This is a genomic window from Bacillus sp. NPDC077411 (assembly GCF_044543425.1).
Classification (GTDB): domain Bacteria; phylum Bacillota; class Bacilli; order Bacillales; family Bacillaceae_G; genus Bacillus_A; species Bacillus_A bruguierae.
Window position 1 is genome coordinate 66292 of record NZ_JBITWA010000017.1, and the last position, 23638, is coordinate 89929.

Below are 23638 nucleotides of genomic sequence, written 5' to 3' on the forward strand. Positions count from 1 at the left end.
TTATTTCAACTCCAATTTATATCCAAGACCACGCACCGTCTTAATTTGAAAATCATCTGTTCGTTTCGAAAAACGATCACGTAATCGTTTAATATGGACATCTACAGTGCGCTCATCTCCTGAAAAATCAACTCCCCACACAAGTTCAATTAATTCTTCACGAGAAAAAATCCGCCCTGGGTAACTCGCTAGCTGTGATAACAACTCAAATTCTTTTAACGGTAACAAAATGGTTTGTTCCTGGCAACGTACTTCATAGCTTTTTCGATCGATTGTCGTTCCATGCAATTGAATGACATCTGCACTTAACATTTGATAACGGCGTAATAATGCTTTCATTCGAAATAATACTTCAGCAGGTTCAAATGGCTTTACAATATAATCATCTGTCCCGACAGAAAAGCCCTTCTCCTTATCTACTAACTGATCCTTTGCTGTTAACATAATAACTGGTATATCATAATATTTTCTAATTTCTTCACAAAGTGTGTAACCATCTACATGTGGCATCATGATGTCAACAATTGCCAAATGAATCGTTTCTTTCTCTAATATAGCCTGTGCTGCTTTTCCATCTTCAGCTTCCCACACTGTATATCCTTCTTTTTGAAGGTGATAACGAAGGAGCTCTCTTATATGTAAATCATCATCAGCTAACAAAATATGTATCATATATATCAAACCCTTTCCTTCAGTCAGTACGACTATACATTATAAGATAGGTACATAATATGCAAGAAAAAAAGAGAAAGCAATTTGCTCCCTCTTCTATTCCAACGAATGAATAAATAAACCGCTGCGAAGTTTTGGTTCAAACCATGTTGATTTTGGCGGCATTACTTCCCCTGCATCTGCAATAGCTAATAAATCTTCCATTGTTGTTGGATACATTGAAAAAGCAACGGCCCATCCTTCCTCATCAACCATTCGCTCTAACGCTTTCAGTCCTCGTATTCCTCCAACAAAATCAATTTTGTCATTTGTACCTGGATCATCAATTTGTAAAATGGTATGCAATAATTGATCTTGTAAAATTGATACATCTAATCTATTTACGACATCCTTTTCATCAACCCTATCTTCTTTTACAGTCAATTTATACCATACTTTATTCAAATACATTCCAAACGTATGACGCTCTGTCGGTTTAAAAGGTGCTACTTCTGCTTTTTCTACATAAAAAGCTTGAGATATCGCTTGTAAAAATTGTGCTTCTGATAACCCATTTATATCTTTTACAATGCGATTGTAATCCCAAATTGATAATTCCTCTTTCGGAAAAAGTACAGATAAAAAGTAATTAAACTCTTCTTCATCTGTATAGTCTGCATGCGTATCGCGGCGCATCATTCCAACTTTCACAGCCGATGCAGAGCGATGATGACCATCAGCAATATATAAAGAAGGTATGTCCTCAAACAATTCGATTAATGTAGCGATAACTCTTTCTTCATGAATAATCCACACTTTATGTCCAATTGTATCATCTGCTGTAAAGTCATAAACAGGGCTATGCGTTATTTTCCAATTCGCGATTACATTTACAATTTCATTGTTCCCGCGATATGTTACAAAAATAGGCCCTGTATGAGCATTACAGACATCAACATGACGGATACGATCTTTTTCTTTTTCAGCTCTTGTCCGCTCATGTTTCTTAATTGTGTCGTTTATATATTCATCAATTGATGTACAAACAACAAGTCCAGTTTGAGAACGACCATCCATCGTAAGTTCATAAATGTAAAAACATGGTCGGTCTTCTTGTATAAGCACACTCTCTTCGATCAAATATTGTAAATTTGCCTTCGCTTTCTCATATACCGCATTATCGTATAGAGAAACAGATGGATCTAAGTCAATTTCTGCCTTGTCAATATGCAAAAACGAATACGGATTATCTTTCGCAATTTCTCTTGCTTCCGTACTATTGAGTACATCATATGGAAGAGCAGCTACTTCTTTTGCACGCTCTTGTATAGGACGAATTGCCCGAAATGGTTTAATTGTTGCCACTGAAATCTCCTCCTTATCTATATTAACGGGTAGTAAGCTCGATTCCCATCAACAGGGGATGAATTCCCTACTGATGGAAAATTCACTTTATACAATCATTCGTACTGCTACGACACCTGCAATGTCTCTAATATTTTCTACAACATCTTCTTTAATAATATCATCTATGCCATTATCAATATCAATCATTGTATATGCAAAAGAGCCCTTACTACGGTTAATCATATCTGCAATATTAATATGATGCTCTGCCAAGCATGCCGTAATTTGTCCAACCATGTTTGGAATATTTTGATGCGCAATTGTAATTCGGTTCTTGCCGATATACGGCAATTCTACATTTGGATAATTAACTGAATTGCGGATATTACCCGTTTCTAAAAAGCTTCGCAATTGCCGGGCAGCCATAACCGCACAATTTTCCTCTGATTCGTATGTAGATGCCCCAAGATGCGGCGTTGCAATCACATTTTTCATTTGCAACACACGCTCGTTTGGAAAATCTGTTATATAATGCTTCACAACCCCTATATGAAGCGCTCGTTCTAATGCATCTTCGTCAACAAGCTCCCCTCGAGAAAAATTTAAAATACGAACTCCTTTTTTCATCACTTGAAATGCATGTTCATTTATAAGACCTCGCGTTTGTTCTACTAATGGAACATGCAAGGTAATATAATCGCACGTTGCAAAAACTTCTTCTAAACTAAACGCTCGCTGCACTTGTCTAGATAATCGCCAAGCTGTTTCAACAGAAACATATGGATCATAACCAACAACGTCCATTCCTAATGATAAGGCATCATTTGCAACAAGAGCACCAATTGCACCTAGTCCAATAATCCCAAGACGTTTCGAGGAAATCTCTGAACCAACATATTGCTTTTTCCCTTTCTCGACAAGTTGCGGCACTTCTTCACCTTGCAGCTCTTTTGTCCATACAATACCGTCTACAACATTACGAGATGACATAATTAAACTTGCAAGTACAAGTTCTTTTACAGCATTTGCATTAGCCCCTGGTGTATTAAAAACAACAATCCCTTTCTCTGTACACCGTTCCACTGGTATATTATTTACACCTGCCCCCGCTCTTGCAATTGCTTTTAAATCACTTGAAAACTCCTCGTGATGCAATGAGTAGCTTCGCAATAAAATACCATCAGGATTCTTGGTTGTTTCTCCTATTCTATATCTCTCTTTTGAAAACGCAGCAATTCCTTTTTCAGCAATTTGATTCAACGTTTGAATATGAAACATTTTCTCATCCCCTTATTTGTACTTCTTTTCAAATGCATACATGAAATTCACAAGCGTTTGTACGCCTTCCACTGGCATTGCGTTATAAATACTAGCACGCATGCCGCCAACTGAGCGATGCCCTTTTAATTCTTCAAGACCATGCTTTTTCGCTTCTTGAAGAAACAATGCATTTCGTTCATTAGAAGACGTTGTAAATGGAATATTCATTAAAGAGCGGTATGTAGTATGTACTGGTGAAGTGAACACACTTGATTCGTCTAAAAAGTTGTATAGAATTGCTGCTTTTTTGTAATTTCTTTTTTCAATTTCCTGCACGCCTCCTTGCTCTTTCAGCCACTGTAAAACTAGCTTTGTTACATAAATACTGAAAGCTGGTGGCGTATTATAAAGTGAATTATGTTTACTGTAAGTTTCATAGTTTAACATAACCGGGCAAGAAGAATGCGCAGCACCAATTAAATCTTTACGAACGATGACAATCGTTAACCCTGCAGGTCCTAAATTTTTCTGTGCTCCAGCATAAATAAGACCGAACTTTGCTACATCATACTTTTCAGATAAAATATTTGAGGACATATCAGCAACGAGTGGGATTTCTCCTGTCTCGGGAATGTTTACATAACGTGTACCTTCAATTGTATTATTCGTTGTAATATGCATATAATCTATTTCTCGAGAGAGAAGTGTACGATTTATTTCTGGAATAGATGTAAATCGGTCATTCTCAGAAGATGCAACAACTGAAACCGTTCCGATTTTTTCTGCTTCTTGAATTGCTTTCTTTGACCAGGAACCTGTATGTACATATGCGGCTTGTTTATATCGGTGCATTAAATTTAGTGGAATCATGGAGAATTGTAAAGATGCGCCTCCTTGTATAAAAAGTACTTCATAATTTTCAGGGATATTCATTAATTCGCACAGTAGACTTTTCGTTTCGTCTATAATATCCTGAAAAGTTTTAGATCTGTGACTCATTTCCATTATAGACATGCCTGTTTCCTGATAGTTCAATAATTCTTTTTGTACTTGCTCTAAAACAGGAATAGGAAGTGTAGATGGTCCCGCGGAAAAATTGTATACTCGATGCATCTTATTCCCCTCTTTCTTTTATATTTATAAATTTTAAAACTTTCTGAATTATAACTCATATAAAATACTCGGTCAAATTGTTTTCTCCATTTTATTCTAAGAAGCATTGGAACCGTTCTCATGAGCAGTTTTTATGAAGCTCTTTCCTTTCGTATTAATACAAAAAAGTGTTAAGCACGTCTGCTTAACACTTAAAATAATAATTGTATAATTGCTAACTACTTGCAAAAAAACGGTCGTAAATTTGATATAGTGCAGAAAGACCAATAAGCCAATAAACGGTATCAACAAGTGCCGGTACAGAACCAAAAAGTTTTTCCACTAGATTAAAATCTAGCGCAACAAATAACCAGTTTAAACCGCCAATAATCACCAGAATTGCTGTAAGGTACGACAAAAATTTCATTATGATTGCCCCCTTGGTGAAAAATGGTGAAAGGCCTTTCGCTATATTATATGCATGGAATTCTTGAATTTTCCCATTTTTATTTTTATTTTTTCTCTTTAAAAAAGTATTCATACCTTCTTCGTATGAAATGAACACTCCCGCCATTTATCTCCTTCGAATCTTAAAGTGGGTGGGCTTGCCAGCTTTCCGATAAAAACCATGCAAACTATATATCCATTTTCATTTTTCGACATCTTTGTCTAGCTCTGCCTTCTAGGCCCTCATGTCTAAGACCCTTAGTCAACAGGCCTAAACAGTCGGCTGCGCTTTTCTTTATAAGTCGCTGCTATGCAGAATACACCATGACCACTACTTGCTTTCTACTTTTGTTTTAAACATTGCATGTGGTAGGAAAAGGCCCTGACCGTTTCTATACGCGGCTAGACGCTCTCGTCCTCCCTTAAAAAGAAAGGGGGTTTATCTTGTATATATAGCATTGCATATTATACCGTTTTTATCTTTCCTTCAAATATTATTTTTCGTCCACAAGGCTCTACAACCGTTTTTCCATCTCTTTTCACCTCATGAAAAATAGGCTCTTCCATGCGGCGGGACGGTGCATACCCTTCCTTTTCCATTCTTTCGAGGCACTGTGCAATTGTTTCATCTGGTAATACTTCAAATTTCTTCTTTTTTAATTGCTTTGTCATTGTTTTACCTACTTTCTACTTTCCTTATCATTGCTTGACTTTTCATATATATCACATAAACAATCGATATTACTGCCATAATGATCATAACGGCAAAGAAAAAGCTTGTATATTGTATTTTCTCTATAAATATTCCACCTAATACAGGACCAGTAATACTTCCGATACTAAAAGCAATTCCGCACAAAATATTTCCTGCTGGCAATAAATGCTTAGATAATAAATCTGTCATATAACCGAGTCCAAGTGAAAAACATGATCCAATAACCATGCCAGCAAATAACATACATATAAATACAAGCCCATAATATTCATCGAATATAGCTGCTAATAGAAAAATCACTGTACTGACGCTAAATGCCCATGTTAAAATACGCTCTCTTCCAAGACGATCACTAAGTATACCAAGTGGTATTTGCGTAACAATTCCACCAATCGAAAACGCTGGCAATAAAAATGAAATTTGTTCAACTGACCAACCTTTCCTCATCGCATATACAGGTAAATTGCTATTAAGCATCCCTTCTAATACACCATAAGCTAACGGTGCAAGTAACGCAATCCATCCGATTATCCACACTTGCTTATAGCGCTGCAAAGATGATTCACTTTCTTGATTCGCTTCTCCTTGATCAGGAAATGCGTTTTGCGTTGGAATTAACAATAACCAACCTATTAAGCAAAGGACAGTTGATACAATAAATGGTGTTGCAATACCGTATTTTACTGTACTTGCTAAGTAAGGTCCCATTGCAAAACCAATACTGAAAAATGCTCCGTATATAGAAACTTGTTTTCCTACCTTGTGCGGACTAGCAGTTGTAGTAATCCACGTCTGTGTTCCAACATGAAGCATATGATCCCCTACCCCAACTAAAAAACGAAGAACAAACCATACCCAAAAAGAAAATGTTTGCGTAAATACAAATAATGCTCCAACAACAATGAATCCTCCAATTACAATAAGAGGTTTCATTCCAAACTTTTGCATCGGTTTCTCAAGCCAAGGTGAAATAACAAGAATACCAATATATAATGCCGTTGCATGAATGCCATTAAAGCTTGAACTAATTCCCTCCTTCTCAAAAATCATTGCGATTGCTGGTAACAGCATGCCTTGTGAAAGTCCAGAAATCGCAACAATTCCAACCATGATCCAAAACGTATACCTTTTTCCCATTTTATTACGCTCCCTCTACAAACTCACATCCTTTATTATAGCTGGTTAATCCTTAAATCGTATACTTTCAATTTCCACAAAAATAAAGCTAGAAGTCCAGACTTCTAGCTTTCATCCTTCCCCTATTTGAGCTTTTACATATGGCTACACAACTACACCTTGTACTAGATGCAAATAAGAATAGGTCATATAATATTTTGTCCCACACACTAGAAGGAATGTCTAAAAATACAATTGTTGAATATACGTATACCAAACTTTATAACTAATTGATTGAGAAACCATTACTTCTGGAATCAATATCTGTACGAAAGTAGCTGGTTCTGTATAAAAAATCTCCATAATCTTTCTCTTTTTCAAAACGCCCCTATTACACATTTCTTATTTACAGGTAGGAAACAACGCAGCTACTCTTTCAAAAATTCGGTTACTTCATTGATAAATGCTTCTAAACAATCGATAAATGGAGAATGCCCACAATTTTCTAACACGACCAATTTCGCATTTGGCAAATGCTTTGCCAACTCTTCACCAACTACTTTAGGCACCACATAATCACGATTACCTTGAAGAACTAATGTTGGCACTTGAATACGATTCATATCCCCGTTCCCGGCTACAACTCCATTATGCTCATCGGATATATTAAATGTTACAAGTCCATAATTTACATCAACAAAATTGCGCTGCGTCAACATATCATTAAGATATTTTTCATAGCGATCTGGGCTAGGTTGATGATGCGTATAAATAAGTAAATTCCAGATATTACGATAATACTGCTTATCCTTTTGTTTTAAAGCTTGGACAACTGGTGCAATTTGAACAGGATCTTTAGCTATTTCTTCTTTTGTTTTTAAAAGATTAGATACAATCGGTTGACCATTTATGTCCTTCTTAAAAATTGGATATCCTTTCACTCCTACTGATTCTACCAATATGAGTTTATTCACATTCATCGGATAAGCTGCTGCAAACTGCATAGCAACTCCTCCCCCCATTGACCATCCGACCAATGAAAATTTTTTTAATTGCAGTTCATCCACGAACAACTTCACATCTTCTGCAAATTCATTCAATGAATCAATCGGATGATGATAAGTCGAAAATCCAAAACCACGTAAATCAAGGGCATAAATATGATAAGAATCTTGCAGTTGTTCTATAACTAAATCCCAATGCTGTGAAGATGTCATATTTCCGTGAATAAGCACCAATATTTCTGTTCCATTTCCCGCTTCTTGATAAGCAATTGTTTCTCCATTTGATAATGCTACCGATTTCATAATGGCAGGTTTCATCATTCTGTTTCCCCCTCAAAATTATCAATAACACACATTACAAAAGACAGAAAATTCTAACTCAATAATACCACACAGAATATATGTTCTCAATCTGAATTAACTTATTTTTACATAAGCATAACGATGGACTACTAGACAATTCAGAAAAAAACAGATATAGTTAGCTAGGTAACTAATTAGAAAGGACAAAAATATGGACGAAAAACAACACTTTTTTCACACTGTCAGCCAAACCGCTCGGAAATTTTCCAAGAGATTCAATGAACGTGTTTCCCCAACTGGTTTATACAGTGCGCAGTGGGCTGTAATCTTCAGACTAAATCAAACTGGATCTTGCACGCAAACAGAATTATGTCAATACTTAAACGTTGAGTCACCAACAATGACTCGTACTTTAAAGCGTATGGAATTAATGGGATGGATTGCTCGAACAGAGGGAACAGATCGACGCGAGAAGCTCATTTCTTTATCAGAAACAGCAATCGCAATGATACCGAATTGGCAAGAAGAAGTAGACTCATTTGAGAAAAAGACATTGCAAGATATTAGCGAGGAAGAGCTTCGCCTTGCTTTTCACGTACTACAAAAAGTAATTCGTAATCTTGATTAAAAATTGGAGGGATGACTATGGAAAGTCAAAGACTTTGGACGAAAGACTTCATTGGAACATGTTTGAGTAGTCTATTTCTCTTTTTAACATTTTATATGCTGATCACAACCTTGCCTGTATATGTTATTGACGGATTAAAAGGAAAACCTGAAGAAATGGGTCTTGTCGCAACAGTGTTTCTTATTTCCTCTGTAATCTGCCGACCATTTACAGGTAAATGGCTTGATGATTTAGGAAGGAAGAAAATTTTATTCATCTCCCTTTCGTTATTTTTAGCTGCAACAGTAATGTACTTCGGTACGCAAAGCTTATTTTTACTGCTTGCTCTTCGCTTCTTTCATGGTATCGGATTTGGAATGGCAACAACAGCTACTGGTACAATCGTAACAGATGTAGCACCGCCCCACAGGCGCGGTGAAGCACTTGGTTATTATGGAGTGTTTATGAGCTTACCGATGGTTATCGGTCCTTTTTTAGGTTTAACGATTATTTCTAAATTCTCATTTACAGGTTTATTTATCATTTGTTCTATATTTTCTATACTTGCTTTTCTATGTGGACTATTAGTAAATATCCCTAACGAAAAAACAACTGTCAACAGCGAAAAGAAACAGATGCAATGGAAAGATTTAATTGAGCCTTCCACAATTCCAATTGCTCTCACAGGTTGCGTACTTTCCTTTTCCTATAGCGGTATTCTTTCATTTATTCCCGTTTATGCAAACGAGCTTGGTATGGCTGATATTGCAAGTTATTTCTTTGTTGTATACGCAGTTGTAGTTGTTATTTCCAGACCATTTTCAGGAAAATTATTCGATCGGTTCGGAGAAAATGTTCTCATTTATCCATCTATTATTATCTTTATGATTGGAATGTTTGTTTTAAGCCAAGCACAAACGCCATTTTGGTTACTTGCTGCTGGCGTACTTATTGGCTTTGGATATGGAACTCTAATTCCAAGCTTCCAAACAATTGCAGTTAGTGTCGCACCAAATCACAGGCGCGGATCTGCAACAGCCACTTATTTCTCATTCTTCGATACAGGGATCGGTATTGGCTCTTTCGTACTAGGAATTATCGCAGCACATTCGAGTTATCATCATATGTATTTTATTTCTTCGATTATCGTTGCATTTACATTACTGATTTACTATTTTCTTCATGGACGTAAACAAAAGTTCCAAAAGCAAACAACACAAGAAAAATTATCTGCTTAATACTATAAGAGAGAGTAAACTTCTACGTTTACTCTCCTTTTTTTTGCTTCTTTATAAGCTTATCTCTTATAATAAAATGAGAAGGAGGCTTATTATGAGATTTAAAAAATCCTCGCTTATTTTAATCATTTTAATTTTTGTATGTATATTGACTGGTATGGGATTTACATTATTCAATCCAAATAAAAGTTTTTCTTCAAGACAAACAGCAACGAAAAACAACTGGTTACAAGATCCGTATCTTCGCTGGTCATATTCACATATGCGCGAATTTACTTTAACAAAGATTGTCGCTAAAAATCCAAATTACATATCATCAATCCGGGCTAATTTGCAAAATCTAGATAATCTACAAATTACAGATGAAAATGACCATAATACAACGGTTCAGCAATTATTAGAAAAACATAAAACAGATGCTTTCATTGTTTTGCATGATGGAAAGCTTGTGTACGAACGGTACTTTCATGGATATAAAGAAAACGAACCACACGGTATGGCATCGGTAGCAAAAGTATTTACAGGGTTGCTCGTTAATACCCTCATTGAAGAAGGAAAGCTACAACCTAACGCAACTGCAGAAACTTATGTAAAAGAATTAAAAGGAACACCATTTGGAATAGCAACAATTCAACAACTATTAGATATGCAAGTTTCAGTAGAATATCCAACTCACGGTTTCAAACAAGCTGGATTAGAAAATCAAGATGCACAATTATATTTAGCAAGCAACCTTCTTCCTCGCAGTAAAAACTATGATGGACCGGTAACAATTTATGACATGTTGCTAGAAGCAAATGAAACCGCTGCTCCAGGAGAAACATTTTCATATAATAATGGTTCTGCTGAAACACTCGCATGGATTATTCGTACTGTAACAGGAAAATCACTCGCAGATCTAATAAGTGAACGTATTTGGTCGCCGATTGGCGCAGAAGAAAATGCTTATTACGTTGTTGACGAAACAGGAGTGGAACAGGCAAGTGGAGGATTAAATACCACCGCTCGAGACATGGCAAGATTCGGGAAGATGATTATAGACAATGGCGTATATGACGGGAAACAAATTATTTCTTCTTCTATTATTGAAGAAATTAAGCATATACAAAAATACGAACTCCCAGTTGGTGATGGTGAGGGATATTCTTACCATAATCAATGGTGGATCTCCCATAACGAGCACGGAGCATTCGAAGTATTTGGCAGTTATGGACAAAGATTATATATCGATCCAACTGCACATATGGTTATCGTTCATTTTTCTTCCAATGCTAATCATAATGGAGAAATACACTCCGCATATGGAAATATGTATTTACAAATCGCGAAGCACTTACAGAAAGAGCCCTCTAATTAAGTTGAAATTTTCGAAGTTTTTGTTACGAAAAGAGCTGTCTCATGACAGCTCTTTCTCTATAATTGAAATTACATATTTCCATTGTTCTTCTGAAAAACATAACGGTTTTAACTGAAATACCATTGAACAGATCTCTTCTATATAATGAACATTTTCCTGTAAAAATTCCCATCGGAGCAACTTAGGTATATGCAAATCTGCAACTTGTTCACTTTGTTCTACTAAAATGTCTACCTCTCTCTTACAAATACCTCTTATAAGATACTCTTCTCGCACTTCTTGTTTGACTTTAGAAAATTGCTTGCTATTCTCCTTTATACCAAATAAACAATCAAGATAAGAACAAAACAAATCATCATCTCTTTTACATACATTCGCAATTTTGTAGATCAGTTCCCTATTTTTCATAATCTTATTGCCTTTTTATATATCTTTTGCAGCCATTTCTCTCTTTTTTCTCGTTTACTATTTTTCACTTGTTTCAAAATTGCACCGTTGAAACTATAAGGCTTTGGATGTGCATATACAATTAATATGTTCATTGTAAACAACACCTTCCTTTAATTCCCTTTTGACTTTTTCTATACTCACATGCTATTCTAATACATGTCGAAGGGCAAGCCCCTTTTACAAAGCGACAGACACCTATTCGGCGATGGTGTCTTTTTTATTTGCTAGCCGAGAACGCCCATCTTTCGGGGCACATTTTATTTTTGAACACTACACACTCAGCACCATTTCCTTTTAAAAAGACTGCATAGCACAGTCTTTTTAACTACATAACACTTATCAAATAGAATTAATTTTCAAACAAATATTACTATAAAAAAGGGAGAATAACTCCCTCTATATTATTTTACCGTGTAGTAAATACCTTTATCATCTATATATTTGTGTGGCTCTGCTAAAGTAATTTTCCCATCCAACTTTAACTCATCTAGCAGTCGTAGTAAGTAAAATTGCTGCAGCATCTTCTTCGCAAATTTCCCTTTATGTTCAGTAGCGATATGTTGTTGAATATCCAATAATGTAATCGGCTCTTCCTTTTCTTCCATATATTTATAAATTGCATTACGTAGTGTAATATATTTTTCAAGCGTCATAGTCCACCTACTCCTTTCTTCTCGTTGCCCATCTTTCATTATCGGTTTTTTTACAATAAAAAAACCTCTTCGATAAGAAGAAGTGGATCATATCTCTTCCTTCTTATCTTTCAGAACAAGACTGTTCTGCTGGAATTAGCACCTGCATCGCGGTTGCTGGGTTTCATCGGGCCAGTCCCTCCACCTCTCTGGATAAGAAAATATTCACTTTATCTCTTACTATAATGAGTGTAATTCAAAAAGTCAATTCTTATAAGAATAATCAGGATTTATTTTTTAGATTACTATGATATTTTATTTCGTTTTGCTCATACTACAAATGTATACGACCAAAGGAGGTGTGCACTCATGCAAAAAAATGCACGCGGTCACGTTCAAGATTCTTGCCAAGCTTTACAAGAAGCAAAAAACTGTTTACAAAATGCCTTACAAACAGTTGAGAAATCAGATAATCGTCAACGGATTGAACAATCTTTGCAAGCTGTTCAACATGCACTGCAACAATGTGATAGTACAGCGGAAGTTTTGGCTCAGGAATAAAAAATCTACACCAAAAAAGTAAGCACGTATGAATCATGCTTACTTTTTAACTCATGAACTTACTATCAGCCCTTTAATTGAAATAATACTGTAGTAGCAATGAAAAAATAAACTGAATTGACGATTTCCCACACACCAGCTTTTAAAATAGTTACTTTTATCTATCAACGTCATACCATAGTATGAAAGATTGTAAGTTTCTAAATAAAAAAGACACCTCCTACAAGATGTACGAAGTGTCTCCAAAGGCAAACGAATATGTAAGTCGCGATCCTACTGTATATATGTATGCCTTACCAAAAGAACTTATTCACTATTTACGTAAGAAAGCGTGTATGGTATATCCTTATTCTAATATGCCATACTTCTTCTTAAAGCGTGTCAATATTTTAAGCCAAGATGTACTAAACAACCATAGAAAAAAGACATTAGAAAGGGCATGCGCCAAATCAAAGTAAAAGCTTGTAATGTATGCTTTTATAAAAGTATCCCATGTTAATTCCTTCAAAAAGCCAATAAGGAACCATACATTCATAATCCAGTTAAAAGCAAATCCTGCGATAAAGCCAAAGAGAACTCTACCCCATAATGTTTTCATCATCCACGTATGCCGCAATAGTCCTGCAAAAAATCCCATCATACCCCAGCAAAACATTTGCCACGGCGTCCAAGGTCCTTGTCCTAAAAATAGATTAGAAACAAGTGCAGCTGTTGCGCCGATAAGAAAACCTGTCTCACTGCCAAATACAATTGCTGATACGATAATGACAAACGACGTTGGTTGTACACTTGGAATGATGGAAAACGGAACACGGCTAATCGCAGCAATTGCCGCTAGGACAGCTACAAGTACAATTTCACGTGAAACAAACGCTTTTTTCTCAAAACGTACATAAAATGGCAGCATGATCACAATTAAAAAGAATAGACTGCACCATATATAGTATTGATCCGTCACAAAAGACGTAAATAAAAGTGTACTGATCAATACGAACAAAACGGCTAAAACGATACAAGCATATCTTTTGGACACGCCTCAAACACATCCTCCCACGTTAAAGCATACGGCAATTGTTTACGAATAAACCGATTAATAGACGTTGTATAAAAAAAGTTCTCACTAAAAAAGCGCGCCGGTGTTTCTTCCATGATAATTTTCCCATCAAATAACATAATACAGTTATCCACATATTTTGCTGTGAATTCAATATCATGCGTCGCCATAACAATTGTCGTTCCTTCTCTTTGTAATTGTTGAAACAACTTGCCCAGTTCTTCTTTCTTCCCTGGATCTAGTCCCTTTGTCGGTTCATCTAATACTAAGAGATTTGGCTTTGATAATAATACTGTACAAAGAGCAATTAATTGCTGTTCCCCGCCGCTGCAATCATGCGGATGGCGATTACGAATATGAAAGATTGAAAACTTCCGAAGCATTTCTTCTACTTTTTCATTTGCTTCCCTTTTATATAGTTCTTCTGCACGGCTAAGCAACTCGTCCCAAACGGTATCATGCGTAAAATGATAGTAAGGATACTGCGATACATAACCGATTTTTTTAAAGCGCTCTTTCGCTTCTACCTTATGAATAGGCTTTCCTTCCCAAACTACTTTTCCTCTGCGACATTTTTGCACTCCTGCTAGAAGCGTTAATAGCGTTGATTTTCCAGTGCCATTTTTTCCAACAAGCGCTGTCCATTGCCCTTGTTTAACATCCAACGTCAAATCCTGTAAAATGAACGGTCCATTCTTTTCATATTGAAATGAAACATGTTTTGCTTGTAGTATTACATCCCTTTTTTCTATATGCTGTAATGGTATGTCACACCGAAACTCATTTAAAATAGGACGAATTTGTTTCTGTGCATCACGAACGGTAAACGGAACATGTTCAGCCTTCCACTCTAAAAACAACCGTGGAATTTGCGGAATATATGGGCGGAATGCTTCTATTTTCCACATTTCTGGTATCACTTCATTTGGTTTTCCATCATACACAACGGTTCCTTCATCCATAAAAACAATTCGATCGGCAAGAGGAACTACTTCGTCTAAACGATGTTCACTCATAATAATTGTAATTCCTAATTCTTCATGAATTCGTTTCAATAGTCCTAAAAAATCTTTTGCTGCAATTGGATCTAACTGTGCTGTCGGTTCATCTAACAACAACAATTTAGGTTGTAAAACAAGTACAGCAGCTAAATTTACAAGCTGCTTTTGCCCTCCAGATAACGTATGTACAGATTGATGCAACATATCTTGAAATCCTAAAAAACTAATTAATTCAGCAATTCTTTTTTGAATGACAGTTGTTTCATAGCCGATGTTCTCTAATGAAAATGCAAGTTCTTGAATTACCGTATCCATCACAAGCTGATTCTCTGGATTTTGAAATACCATACCGATTTCCTGAGCCGATAATAGGTCTGGTATTGCTTCTAAGGATGCTCCATCATAATACATGTTGCCCTCTCTCATACCAATTGGGAGAAGTTCTTTTTTGAAATGTTTTAATAGCGTCGTCTTACCGCAACCAGAACGGCCTGCTAATACAACAAATTCTCCATGGGAAATAGATAAAGATACATTACATAAAGCAGCAGACTCCTCGTCTGTATATGTAAATGACAACTCTTTTATTTCTGCATGCGCCACCATAACCACTCCCTTCCTTCTATTAGAATTGGTAGACTTATATACATAAGAAATGGAAGCAATACAAATACATCATTTTTCTCTAAAAAGAACGATTCTACTTTTGGATAGATTGTTAAAATACCATATCCCTTACTTACACCGAACAGACAACATACAAATAAGATTACGAACAAACTAAGGATTAACCAATCTCTATGTTCCATACGATACCGAATATATGTACTTCGTTTCGTCACTCCAAATCCACGCGCTTGCATAGAATCAGCCGTTTGAAGTGCTTCTTCTAATGAACAAACTAATAATACTTGTAAGAGCTTCATACCATTCCGTGCCCTTTCTTTCAAGGAACCCGCATCCACTTGAACTCCCTTTGTTCTTTGTACAAGTGTAATATGAGTAAGGCGCCTCATAAATAAAGGTACAAAGCGTACTGTAATCATCGTGAGCAATGCTGCTTTTGGTGAAATACGAGAAAATAAATATAAAAACTTATGACTCGAAATCATTTCATTATAAGAGGTGAACGTAAACATAATGACAACCAACGATAACGCCATTGTGCATCCATATGTTACAGCTTCTAATGTAATTGGATTATAACCAATATAAAATAAAATCGTACTGCCTCGATGCGTTAATAACGGATTGGCTATTGTAATAATAAAAGCGAAAAAAAGTGAACTAGGTAACATTTTTCTCAATTTTTCTCCATTACCTTGCGTAATATTTAATATAAGGATCATACAAATTGCACCAATTAAAAAAACAGGGTGAAGACATACCATACATAGTATCATCACCCCTGCATAATATAGAAAATTGACGAATGGATGCATAGAAGAAAATGCTAGTTTCATTGCCCTTTACCGCTCTTCTTTCCTATAATCTAACGTATAAAACCATTCAATTTTATCTCCTTGTTTCACTTTATACCTACCCGCACCCATATTAGCAACAATGCCATTTACACTATATTTCCATCCACTCCCGGCACCTTTAGCTTTCTCGTATAAGTTATTAATCCCTTGAACATATACACTACTTCCTGAACCTGTATATTCCATTTGAATTCCTTTTTTCTTCAATGTCCGTCCTAACACTTTAAACACAGTATCTCCGTCTTGAAGTTCTACTTCTGTATCTCCTAAAATTGTACCTTGATCATCCCGTACAGATAACGTAACTATCTTTTTCTCTGGTTCTGGTTTCGGCTCCGGTTTTGGTTCTGGTGAAGATACTGGATTTACTTGTGTCTGCTGTACATTTTCCTGTTTCGGTGTTTCTTTCGGTTCATTTACAACTTTGGATTGTTCTTTTTGATTTTGAGATGGTTCTGCCGTTTTCGTTTTTGACTGATTTTCTTCTATCGATTTTGGTTCTGCCGTTTTTTCATCTTTTCGTTTCTCTTCTTGTTTCTGTTCTTCTGCTGGCTTTTGTTCTTGCTTACTATCTTCTTGTTTATGCTCTTCCTGTTTATTCCCTTCTTGCTTCTTCTCATCTTTTTTCTCTGTTTGTTTTGTAGTTGTATCGGTTTTCGCCTCATTTTGACTACATCCAGCAATAAAGCTAAATGAGAAAACTAACAAGACAAGCCATTTCATCATTTTCATCTTTCTCACACCTTTCATAACAAAATTAGGAGCAAATATTTGCTCCTAATTTTGTCAAGCCGCTTTTCTTCTCCATAATACATATGCACCGGTCATACATAATACGCCTAGTGCAGTTGACGTAGCAATGTCTCTGCCTGACATACCTGTCTCTGGTAAGTAGCGATTCTCTACTTTCGTATCTTTTTGTACAGATTGGTTTTCATCGTTTGAAGCAGAAGGTTCATTTGTTTTCTTTTGTGGTTCTTCTACTTTAGGCTGTTCATTTATTGGTTGCTTTGACTCGTCAGTTGGTTTATTTCCTTCGTTTGTTGACGTTTTTGTCCAATCATAAACAGAGCCTTTCCCCGTTAGAAAGTTCTTATATTGCACAAGTGCTAACATTGCTTGTTCCGTGGTCATGCCATTTTCTTCCGTATCAGCTGGCAACCATTTAAACCCACCATTTTCCAGTTGATAAGATAATAGATTTTGGACCGCATTATAATTATTCTTTGTATATGTAGCACTTGTTGGATCGATACCAGCTGCTGCAAGTCCAAGTACAGCTTGCGCTACACTGTTGGCATTTTCTACACCACCAGATAAAAATCCACCTTTACCTGTTTGGACACGAGCTAAATATTGTTTTGCTTTTTCTAACGCTTGTTTTACTTCTGCTTGTTCTTGATATGGTGCTAATGCGACAAGAGCCATCCCTGTTATATCAACATTGCCTGGTTCCTCTAATTCCCCTATATACGCCCAGCTACCGTCTGTATGTTGTAATTTTAAAATACCTTTAATTAAGGCGTCACGGTTCCATTTCGCATTCGCTGGCACTTCGTATTTTTTTGTATCTAGCGCTATTAAACTAAAAATATAATCTGTAATAGATTCTGTTTTTTCAAAGTTATATAGCTTTGAAATTAAGTTGTTATTAGCAATGTTTGTTGGATCTCCTTCTACTGCTGTAACTGCTAAAATTGTACGTGCTAATTCAGTAGAAGAAAATTTATTTTCTTTTTCTTCAACACGTTCTACTAACGATTGTAAGTAACTAGACTTTACATCTTTAGAAACTTCTTGGTCTGATTGAGTAAGTCCAATCATTACCCAGTCACCATCAATACCATCTTGCATCATCTTTTGAGCAGTTTTTGCAATCGCTTCATCAACTTTCTTTGTTACATCAACCTTTGTAGGTTCTTGTGGTTTTGGTGCATCTGGCTTATCTGTATTTGGTTTTTCCGTATCCGGTTGTTTCTTACATGTACCAAGTTTATCTAACACTTGCTGCAAAGTTTCTTGACTCATATTGTTCCAATCAACAACATAGCGATACGCTACAACATCTCCAGCCTTTAATTTATAGCTATCTGCTCCAACCATTGGCGACTGATTATTCACCTCATATGTCCACCCGCTTGTTGCACCAGCCATTAACCCATCAATACCTTTAATATATGGACCGTATTTTGTATTTTCTGCTGTTACTTTATTTCCCTTTTCTTTTTGCAGTAAACTATAGGCTGTTTCCCCATCTTGAATTGCAACTTCTTTTGGACATAACATAATTCCTTTTTGCGAATCCCCAACTATTGCTAACGTTGCTGTATTTCCTTCAGCAAACGTAATATGTACAGTATTTGCAAAGGACAAGACAACCAATGCAACTGTCATAAATGACGTTAATAACCACTTTTTCATTTTCGTCATACCGCTGAATCCTCCCCTCTCTTGTAAATCACATAAAAAAATGCCCACAATGGGTACACATAAACACGCGTCTAAACGAGTATTCAATATGTGCATCCCCCCTGCTGCTTCCTTTACATAGGAAACAACAACTTTTTACATCATAAAATCTTTTGCTCTTACAAATCCATAATGTTACAAAATTCTGTACTATTTTACTATTTATATATTTTTTTGTCTATCATTTCTCACATTTCCTTCTTAGGAATAACTATATTTTTATTCGACCATTTGCAGACAGTAAGCTCCTCATTTTTTATATCATAATCCATGATGAATTTCTTTTTCACTTACGATTACACCATCTTCGTCAACATAAACATAATTTCCTGGAATCCAAGAAACTCCGCCAAAAGACACCGGAATATTTGTTTCTCCATTCCCTTTTTTCACACTTCGCTTGGGCATCGTCGCAATTGCTAAAATACCAAGTTCAATTTTCTGTAGCTCCACACAATCACGAACACATCCGTAAATAATGATGCCTGATAAATTCCGCTGTCTTGCTATGTTTGCTAAGTTATCCCCAAGTAATGCGCAATTTGTTGAACCCTCTCCATCCACAACTAATACCGTTCCCTCTGATACCATCTCTAGCGCCCTTTTTACGAGTACGTTATCATCTTTAACTTTTACCGTTGCGATTTTTCCGTGAAACTGTTTTTTCTTTCCATACGATTGAAATAATGGTTTACATACTTGCACTTCCATTTCATTTGCATCATAAAGATCAGTCGTTCTCCACATCATTTTCCCTCTTTCCTTTTCACGATTTATGTTACATATTCTTGTCCATTCCTATTTTCCCTGTCTTAATTTGCGAAATTTTGTATACTAAAAAGAAGAAATAAAAAAGGAAGTGTGGAAAATGAGTAGTAAAACAAATGCTTGTCGTTTATTAGATAAGCACAAAATCGCATATACAGTTCACGAATATGAATGGGATGAGGAGAACTTAGATGCGAAACATGTCGCTCGGCAAGTTCATTTACAATTAGAACAAGTCTTTAAAACACTCGTCCTTCGCGGCGATAAAACTGGGATAATTATGGCTTGTATCCCTTCACATAAAGAGCTTAATTTAAAAGCGCTAGCATCTGCAAGTAAAAATAAAAAAGTTGAAATGGTTCCAACGAAAGAAATACTCGGATTAACAGGATACATACGCGGCGGTGTGTCACCACTTGGTGTGAAGAAAAATTATCCACTCTTTATTGACGAATCTGCTGCAAATTTAAATCCAATTAGCATTAGTGCTGGAAAAAGAGGATTACAAATTTTTATGAACGGCGCTGACCTAATCAAAATTAGTAACGCAACACCTACTTCCATTGCTTCTTAACAAAACCTGTCTCAACAGATGAGACAGGTTTTGTTTATTTAATTTAAAGTTTGACACCTCTTGTTTTATAGAATTATTTCGTAACTACTCAGCTATACCTTTTAGAAATTTAGAAAAGGGTATGATTCTAGTGAAGATGTGTCTCGCTATTACTTATAAATTCATTTTTTGGCATATAGACTGCTGTCATGCAAAAAGGGCAGGGGCCTGCAACTTATTGGCTACTTTTGTTTTCAAACCTTGCACGGGGCAGGAAAAGGCACTGACCGCTCCTATGCATCGCCAGTACCTCTCGCCCACTTAAAAAAATGCTTTTCTGTCGGTTTTTCATAAAGTAACTGAGTAGTTACATTATTTCTAAATAAAAAAGTTTGATAATTCAAACATCAAGTAGTATACTACTTAAAAAGCTATAGGAGAGATTGCTTATGTTTAGAATAGATTGTTCTTTCCAACTTCATCATCATACATAAAGCCTTGTATCCGAAGAATTTTTTCTTCGTGGGTACAGGGTTATTCCTGTTTACCCACGAAGCGACTATAAAGCTATGTGGGTATTTTCATACCCGCATAGCTTTTTTATTTCAAAAAGGAGTGATAAACATGAACTTGCAAAATGTAAAAGGAACAAAAGACTATTTACCTGAAGAACAAATGCTGCGTAATACAATTAAACGGACTTGTGAAGAAACATTCGAAGCTTATGGCTGCAAACCACTAGAAACACCTATTTTGAACATGTATGATTTGATGGCTTATAAATACGGAGGAGGATCCGAAATTTTAAAGGAGATGTATACGCTTCAAGATCAAGGGAATCGCGAACTTGCACTGCGTTATGATTTAACCATTCCCTTTGCAAAAGTTGTCGCTATGAATCCAGAAATCCGCCTTCCTTTTAAACGTTATGAAATTGGGAAAGTATTTCGAAACGGCCCAATTAAGCAAGGGAGATTTCGAGAATTCGTACAGTGTGATGTAGATATTGTTGGCGTTGAATCCGTCTTAGCAGAAGCAGAATTAATGGTAATGGCTCTTGATATTTTTAACAAATTGAACTTAGACGTAACCATACAATATAATAACCGAAAACTATTAACAGGATTGTTACAAGCGATTCAAATCCCTGAATCACAGGTACAAGATGTTATTTTATCTGTAGATAAACTTGAGAAAATCGGCATTGACGGTGTAAGAAATGATTTAATAAATCGAGAGATACAAAGTGAAACGATTGATATATTATGTAAGACGTTAGAAACATGTACATCTATGCCACTTTCTGAATTTAATAAAGCGTTCCCTAATCCTCTTGTTAAAGAAGGAGTTACTGAACTTCAAGAACTTAGGCAATACTTAATTGCACTTGGAATACAATCTAATACAATGTTTTCTCCTTTTCTTGCACGAGGGCTCACAATGTATACCGGAACGATTTATGAAATTTTTTTAACCGATGGCAGTATTACTTCTAGCATTGGTAGTGGTGGGCGCTATGATCACATTATTGGCGCATTTCGAAGTGATAATAAATCTTATCCGACAGTTGGAATCTCATTTGGTTTAGACGTCATTTATACTGCTCTTATCCAAAAAGAATGTGCCTCCTCTTCTGTCGATATCTTTATCATTCCACTCGGAACACAGGAAAAGTGTTTAAAAATTGCTCACACATTGCGAACAAATGAAAATTTAAAGATAGAGCTTGAACTAACAAATCGTAAACTAAAACGAGCTCTTAACTATGCAAACAAAGAAAACATTCCATATGTACTTATTATTGGTGAAGAAGAAATAAATAACGATGTAGCTGTTTTACGAAATATGAAGGAAGGAACAGAACAAACGATTCCTCTTGCTTGTATTGAAAATGGAACTTTCAAACAATATTTATGTCGTTAATTGAATCCTCCCACACATACTTGATTTTTTTATGTATTTGTTGCAACTAATAATAAAAGGAGAAACGTACACATCTGCTACGTTTCTCCTTTTACTACATAGGGGCTATATATAAGATAAAATCTAATTTTGCATTCATTTTTTATTAAAGCTTATTCAAAAATTGATTTAAATCTTGCTTTGTTTTCGTCGTTAACGTCTTTAGCTTCTTTAAATCTTGTTTTTGTTTTCCCATTTCAACAAGGAGTGGATATAAATTTTGCTCAATTGTTTTATAATCGGTTGCATGCTGCGCCTCAACTTCTTTCTCAACTACATCCCATTTATCAGTAAGTTGCTTGCCAAGTTTATTTACAGCTTCTTGTTTTGGAGTTGCTTTCAATTGCTTATCCACTTCTTCTATTAACTGTACAACTTCTTTTACTCCACTCTTCATACTAGCATTTTGCTTTGCATTTGTTGATTTTGTTTCAGTTGTTCCGTTTTTCTCATTTTTTGTTTGTTCTGCATTTGTTGATTTTGTTTCAGTTTTCCCATCGGCACTTGTTGTTTTTGATTCCTTTTCCTCATTTTTACCCGTATTTGTCTGTTCTGCACTTGTTGTTTTCGCTTCTTCTTGATTGTTTGTTTGTTCCTTTTTACTTTGATTTGCTTGGTCTTTTTCTGTTGAGGTACCGCAAGCTGTAATGGAGAGCATCGCTCCAATTGCCAATGAAGCAATCGATATTTTTTTCAATTTCATAATAAGCCTCCTAATATTACAATTTCGCCTCCCAAATAGTTTTCTATATACTTCCAAAAATCCCTTTTTATTATTTATTGAAAATATAAATTTCTTAATAGAATCCTCCAGTCGAATGAATAACCTGTCCCGTCACCCACACTGCTTCTTCACTTGCTAAAAAAGCAATCAACTGAGCTACACCCTTTGGCTCACCAATTCTTCCTGCTGGAAATCTTGTTACAAGATGCTGTCTCACCTCTTTATTCATCCCCCCTGTATTCGTTACTCCTAGATTAACCGCATTTACTGTAATTCCTTTTTTGGCAGCAACTGGTGCAATCGAAGTCGTAAATGTTTCAATTGCACCCTTTGTTACGGCACATGCAAGTTCATCTGGTAACAAATTTAATGATTGCCCCGACGTAAGGTTAATAATTCTTCCACCGTTTTCTTTTGTAAAGTGCTTTATAAATAGTGAACTTAATAAAATTGGCGCTCTTACATTCCATGTATAATGCGAATCTAGCTTTTCCACATCGATTGATTCGTAATTTGTATTTACAGAATGCGCAGCGTTATTGACTAAAATTCCCGGCTCTCCGAAACGTTCTGATACCATATATAACAAACGATTCGGTGCATAAGACTGCGCCAAATTAACCTCAGCCATATCACAACGTACGCCATAACTTTCAACTTCTTCTTTTAATAAAAACGGTTCATCTCTTTTCATTTCCCAAGGTATCGCTTTATCATAGCGGGAACAATAAGTAAAAAAGATATCTGTCCCTTTCTGAGCTAATTCTTTGCAGACCGCTGCTCCAATACCATGTAACCTTGTTGCACCTGTGACTATTGCAATTTTCCCCATAGCGACTTCTC

General features: G+C 35.9%; 25 protein-coding genes and 1 riboswitch. Of the genes, 6 read left to right on the forward strand and 19 right to left on the reverse strand.

The window, feature by feature from the left end; translation table 11 throughout:
- The 8 genes from ACIGHG_RS19365 to phaZ form a co-directional block, all read right to left on the reverse strand.
- On the reverse strand, positions 1-678 hold the full coding sequence (locus tag ACIGHG_RS19365; protein ID WP_396550073.1) for a response regulator transcription factor: 678 nt from the start codon (positions 676-678) through the stop codon (positions 1-3).
- Positions 679-768: 90 nt separating this feature from the next.
- Positions 769-2016 carry a DUF1015 domain-containing protein gene (locus tag ACIGHG_RS19370; RefSeq protein WP_396550031.1) on the reverse strand — a complete coding sequence of 416 codons (1248 nt, stop codon included), beginning with the start codon at positions 2014-2016 and terminating at the stop codon, positions 769-771.
- Positions 2017-2103: 87 nt separating this feature from the next.
- A complete protein-coding gene (locus ACIGHG_RS19375) occupies positions 2104-3276 on the reverse strand; it encodes a 3-phosphoglycerate dehydrogenase family protein (RefSeq protein WP_396550033.1) in 1173 nt (390 codons plus the stop codon).
- A 12-nt stretch (positions 3277-3288) separates the two neighbouring features.
- Positions 3289-4371, reverse strand: coding sequence for a 3-phosphoserine/phosphohydroxythreonine transaminase (gene serC, locus ACIGHG_RS19380; RefSeq protein WP_396550035.1), 1083 nt, complete (start codon positions 4369-4371; stop codon positions 3289-3291).
- Between the two features lie 214 nt (positions 4372-4585).
- Complete coding sequence (locus ACIGHG_RS19385) at positions 4586-4777, reverse strand: DUF378 domain-containing protein (RefSeq protein ID WP_090917139.1); 192 nt, start codon at positions 4775-4777, stop codon at positions 4586-4588.
- A gap of 485 nt (positions 4778-5262) precedes the next feature.
- A complete protein-coding gene (locus ACIGHG_RS19390; protein ID WP_090917069.1) occupies positions 5263-5469 on the reverse strand; it encodes an NETI motif-containing protein in 207 nt (68 codons plus the stop codon).
- A 4-nt stretch (positions 5470-5473) separates the two neighbouring features.
- Positions 5474-6649, reverse strand: a complete 1176-nt coding sequence (locus ACIGHG_RS19395; RefSeq protein ID WP_396550038.1) for an MFS transporter — start codon at positions 6647-6649, stop codon at positions 5474-5476.
- A 407-nt stretch (positions 6650-7056) separates the two neighbouring features.
- Positions 7057-7953, reverse strand: a complete 897-nt coding sequence (gene phaZ / locus ACIGHG_RS19400) for an intracellular short-chain-length polyhydroxyalkanoate depolymerase (RefSeq protein ID WP_336473048.1) — start codon at positions 7951-7953, stop codon at positions 7057-7059.
- A 193-nt stretch (positions 7954-8146) separates the two neighbouring features.
- Here phaZ and ACIGHG_RS19405 point away from each other — a divergent pair, with 193 nt between their 5' ends.
- From ACIGHG_RS19405 to ACIGHG_RS19415, 3 genes are all read left to right on the forward strand, one after another.
- On the forward strand, positions 8147-8563 hold the full coding sequence (locus ACIGHG_RS19405) for a MarR family winged helix-turn-helix transcriptional regulator (RefSeq protein ID WP_090917063.1): 417 nt from the start codon (positions 8147-8149) through the stop codon (positions 8561-8563).
- 17 nt (positions 8564-8580) lie between these two features.
- Positions 8581-9780: an MFS transporter gene (locus ACIGHG_RS19410; RefSeq protein ID WP_396550041.1), complete on the forward strand. Its 1200-nt coding sequence runs from the start codon at positions 8581-8583 to the stop codon at positions 9778-9780.
- Positions 9781-9874: 94 nt separating this feature from the next.
- On the forward strand, positions 9875-11137 hold the full coding sequence (locus tag ACIGHG_RS19415; protein WP_396550043.1) for a serine hydrolase domain-containing protein: 1263 nt from the start codon (positions 9875-9877) through the stop codon (positions 11135-11137).
- 39 nt (positions 11138-11176) lie between these two features.
- Here ACIGHG_RS19415 and ACIGHG_RS19420 read toward each other — a convergent pair whose 3' ends face one another.
- From ACIGHG_RS19420 to ACIGHG_RS19430, 3 genes are all read right to left on the reverse strand, one after another.
- The gene (locus ACIGHG_RS19420; RefSeq protein WP_336473051.1) at positions 11177-11545 is read right to left on the reverse strand and encodes a group-specific protein; all 369 of its coding nucleotides are present in this window, start codon (positions 11543-11545) and stop codon (positions 11177-11179) included.
- Positions 11542-11679, reverse strand: coding sequence for a hypothetical protein (locus ACIGHG_RS19425; RefSeq protein ID WP_396550045.1), 138 nt, complete (start codon positions 11677-11679; stop codon positions 11542-11544). Before ACIGHG_RS19425 ends, ACIGHG_RS19420 begins: the two co-directional genes overlap by 4 nt.
- A gap of 309 nt (positions 11680-11988) precedes the next feature.
- Positions 11989-12240, reverse strand: coding sequence for a hypothetical protein (locus ACIGHG_RS19430; protein WP_396550047.1), 252 nt, complete (start codon positions 12238-12240; stop codon positions 11989-11991).
- A gap of 100 nt (positions 12241-12340) precedes the next feature.
- Positions 12341-12439, reverse strand: a riboswitch (SAM riboswitch).
- Positions 12440-12588: 149 nt separating this feature from the next.
- Here ACIGHG_RS19430 and ACIGHG_RS19435 point away from each other — a divergent pair.
- Positions 12589-12780, forward strand: coding sequence for a hypothetical protein (locus ACIGHG_RS19435; protein ID WP_396550049.1), 192 nt, complete (start codon positions 12589-12591; stop codon positions 12778-12780).
- A gap of 346 nt (positions 12781-13126) precedes the next feature.
- On the opposite strand, the gene ACIGHG_RS19440 is transcribed toward ACIGHG_RS19435, so the two are convergent.
- From ACIGHG_RS19440 to rraA, 6 genes are all read right to left on the reverse strand, one after another.
- Positions 13127-13813, reverse strand: a complete 687-nt coding sequence (locus ACIGHG_RS19440) for an ECF transporter S component (RefSeq protein WP_396550051.1) — start codon at positions 13811-13813, stop codon at positions 13127-13129.
- Positions 13783-15441, reverse strand: coding sequence for an ABC transporter ATP-binding protein (locus tag ACIGHG_RS19445; protein WP_396550075.1), 1659 nt, complete (start codon positions 15439-15441; stop codon positions 13783-13785). Before ACIGHG_RS19445 ends, ACIGHG_RS19440 begins: the two co-directional genes overlap by 31 nt.
- Complete coding sequence (locus ACIGHG_RS19450) at positions 15420-16298, reverse strand: energy-coupling factor transporter transmembrane component T (RefSeq protein WP_336473055.1); 879 nt, start codon at positions 16296-16298, stop codon at positions 15420-15422. The genes ACIGHG_RS19445 and ACIGHG_RS19450 overlap by 22 nt, the downstream gene beginning before the upstream one ends.
- A 6-nt stretch (positions 16299-16304) precedes the next feature.
- Entirely contained in the window at positions 16305-17051 is a 747-nt protein-coding gene (locus tag ACIGHG_RS19455) for a DUF4430 domain-containing protein (RefSeq protein ID WP_396550053.1), read from the reverse strand.
- 54 nt (positions 17052-17105) lie between these two features.
- Positions 17106-18749 carry a DUF4430 domain-containing protein gene (locus ACIGHG_RS19460; RefSeq protein WP_396550055.1) on the reverse strand — a complete coding sequence of 548 codons (1644 nt, stop codon included), beginning with the start codon at positions 18747-18749 and terminating at the stop codon, positions 17106-17108.
- Between the two features lie 300 nt (positions 18750-19049).
- On the reverse strand, positions 19050-19535 hold the full coding sequence (gene rraA, locus ACIGHG_RS19465) for a ribonuclease E activity regulator RraA (protein WP_336473171.1): 486 nt from the start codon (positions 19533-19535) through the stop codon (positions 19050-19052).
- Between the two features lie 121 nt (positions 19536-19656).
- Here rraA and ybaK point away from each other — a divergent pair, with 121 nt between their 5' ends.
- Complete coding sequence (gene ybaK, locus ACIGHG_RS19470) at positions 19657-20130, forward strand: Cys-tRNA(Pro) deacylase (protein ID WP_336473058.1); 474 nt, start codon at positions 19657-19659, stop codon at positions 20128-20130.
- Positions 20131-20733: 603 nt separating this feature from the next.
- Positions 20734-22032, forward strand: a complete 1299-nt coding sequence (locus ACIGHG_RS19475; RefSeq protein WP_336473059.1) for a histidine--tRNA ligase — start codon at positions 20734-20736, stop codon at positions 22030-22032.
- A gap of 145 nt (positions 22033-22177) precedes the next feature.
- Here the strand turns inward: ACIGHG_RS19475 and ACIGHG_RS19480 are convergent, their stop codons facing one another.
- Both ACIGHG_RS19480 and ACIGHG_RS19485 read right to left on the reverse strand, forming a co-directional pair.
- A complete protein-coding gene (locus tag ACIGHG_RS19480) occupies positions 22178-22774 on the reverse strand; it encodes a hypothetical protein (protein ID WP_336473060.1) in 597 nt (198 codons plus the stop codon).
- Positions 22775-22868: 94 nt separating this feature from the next.
- Complete coding sequence (locus ACIGHG_RS19485; protein WP_396550058.1) at positions 22869-23627, reverse strand: SDR family oxidoreductase; 759 nt, start codon at positions 23625-23627, stop codon at positions 22869-22871.
- Positions 23628-23638: the final 11 nt, after the last annotated feature.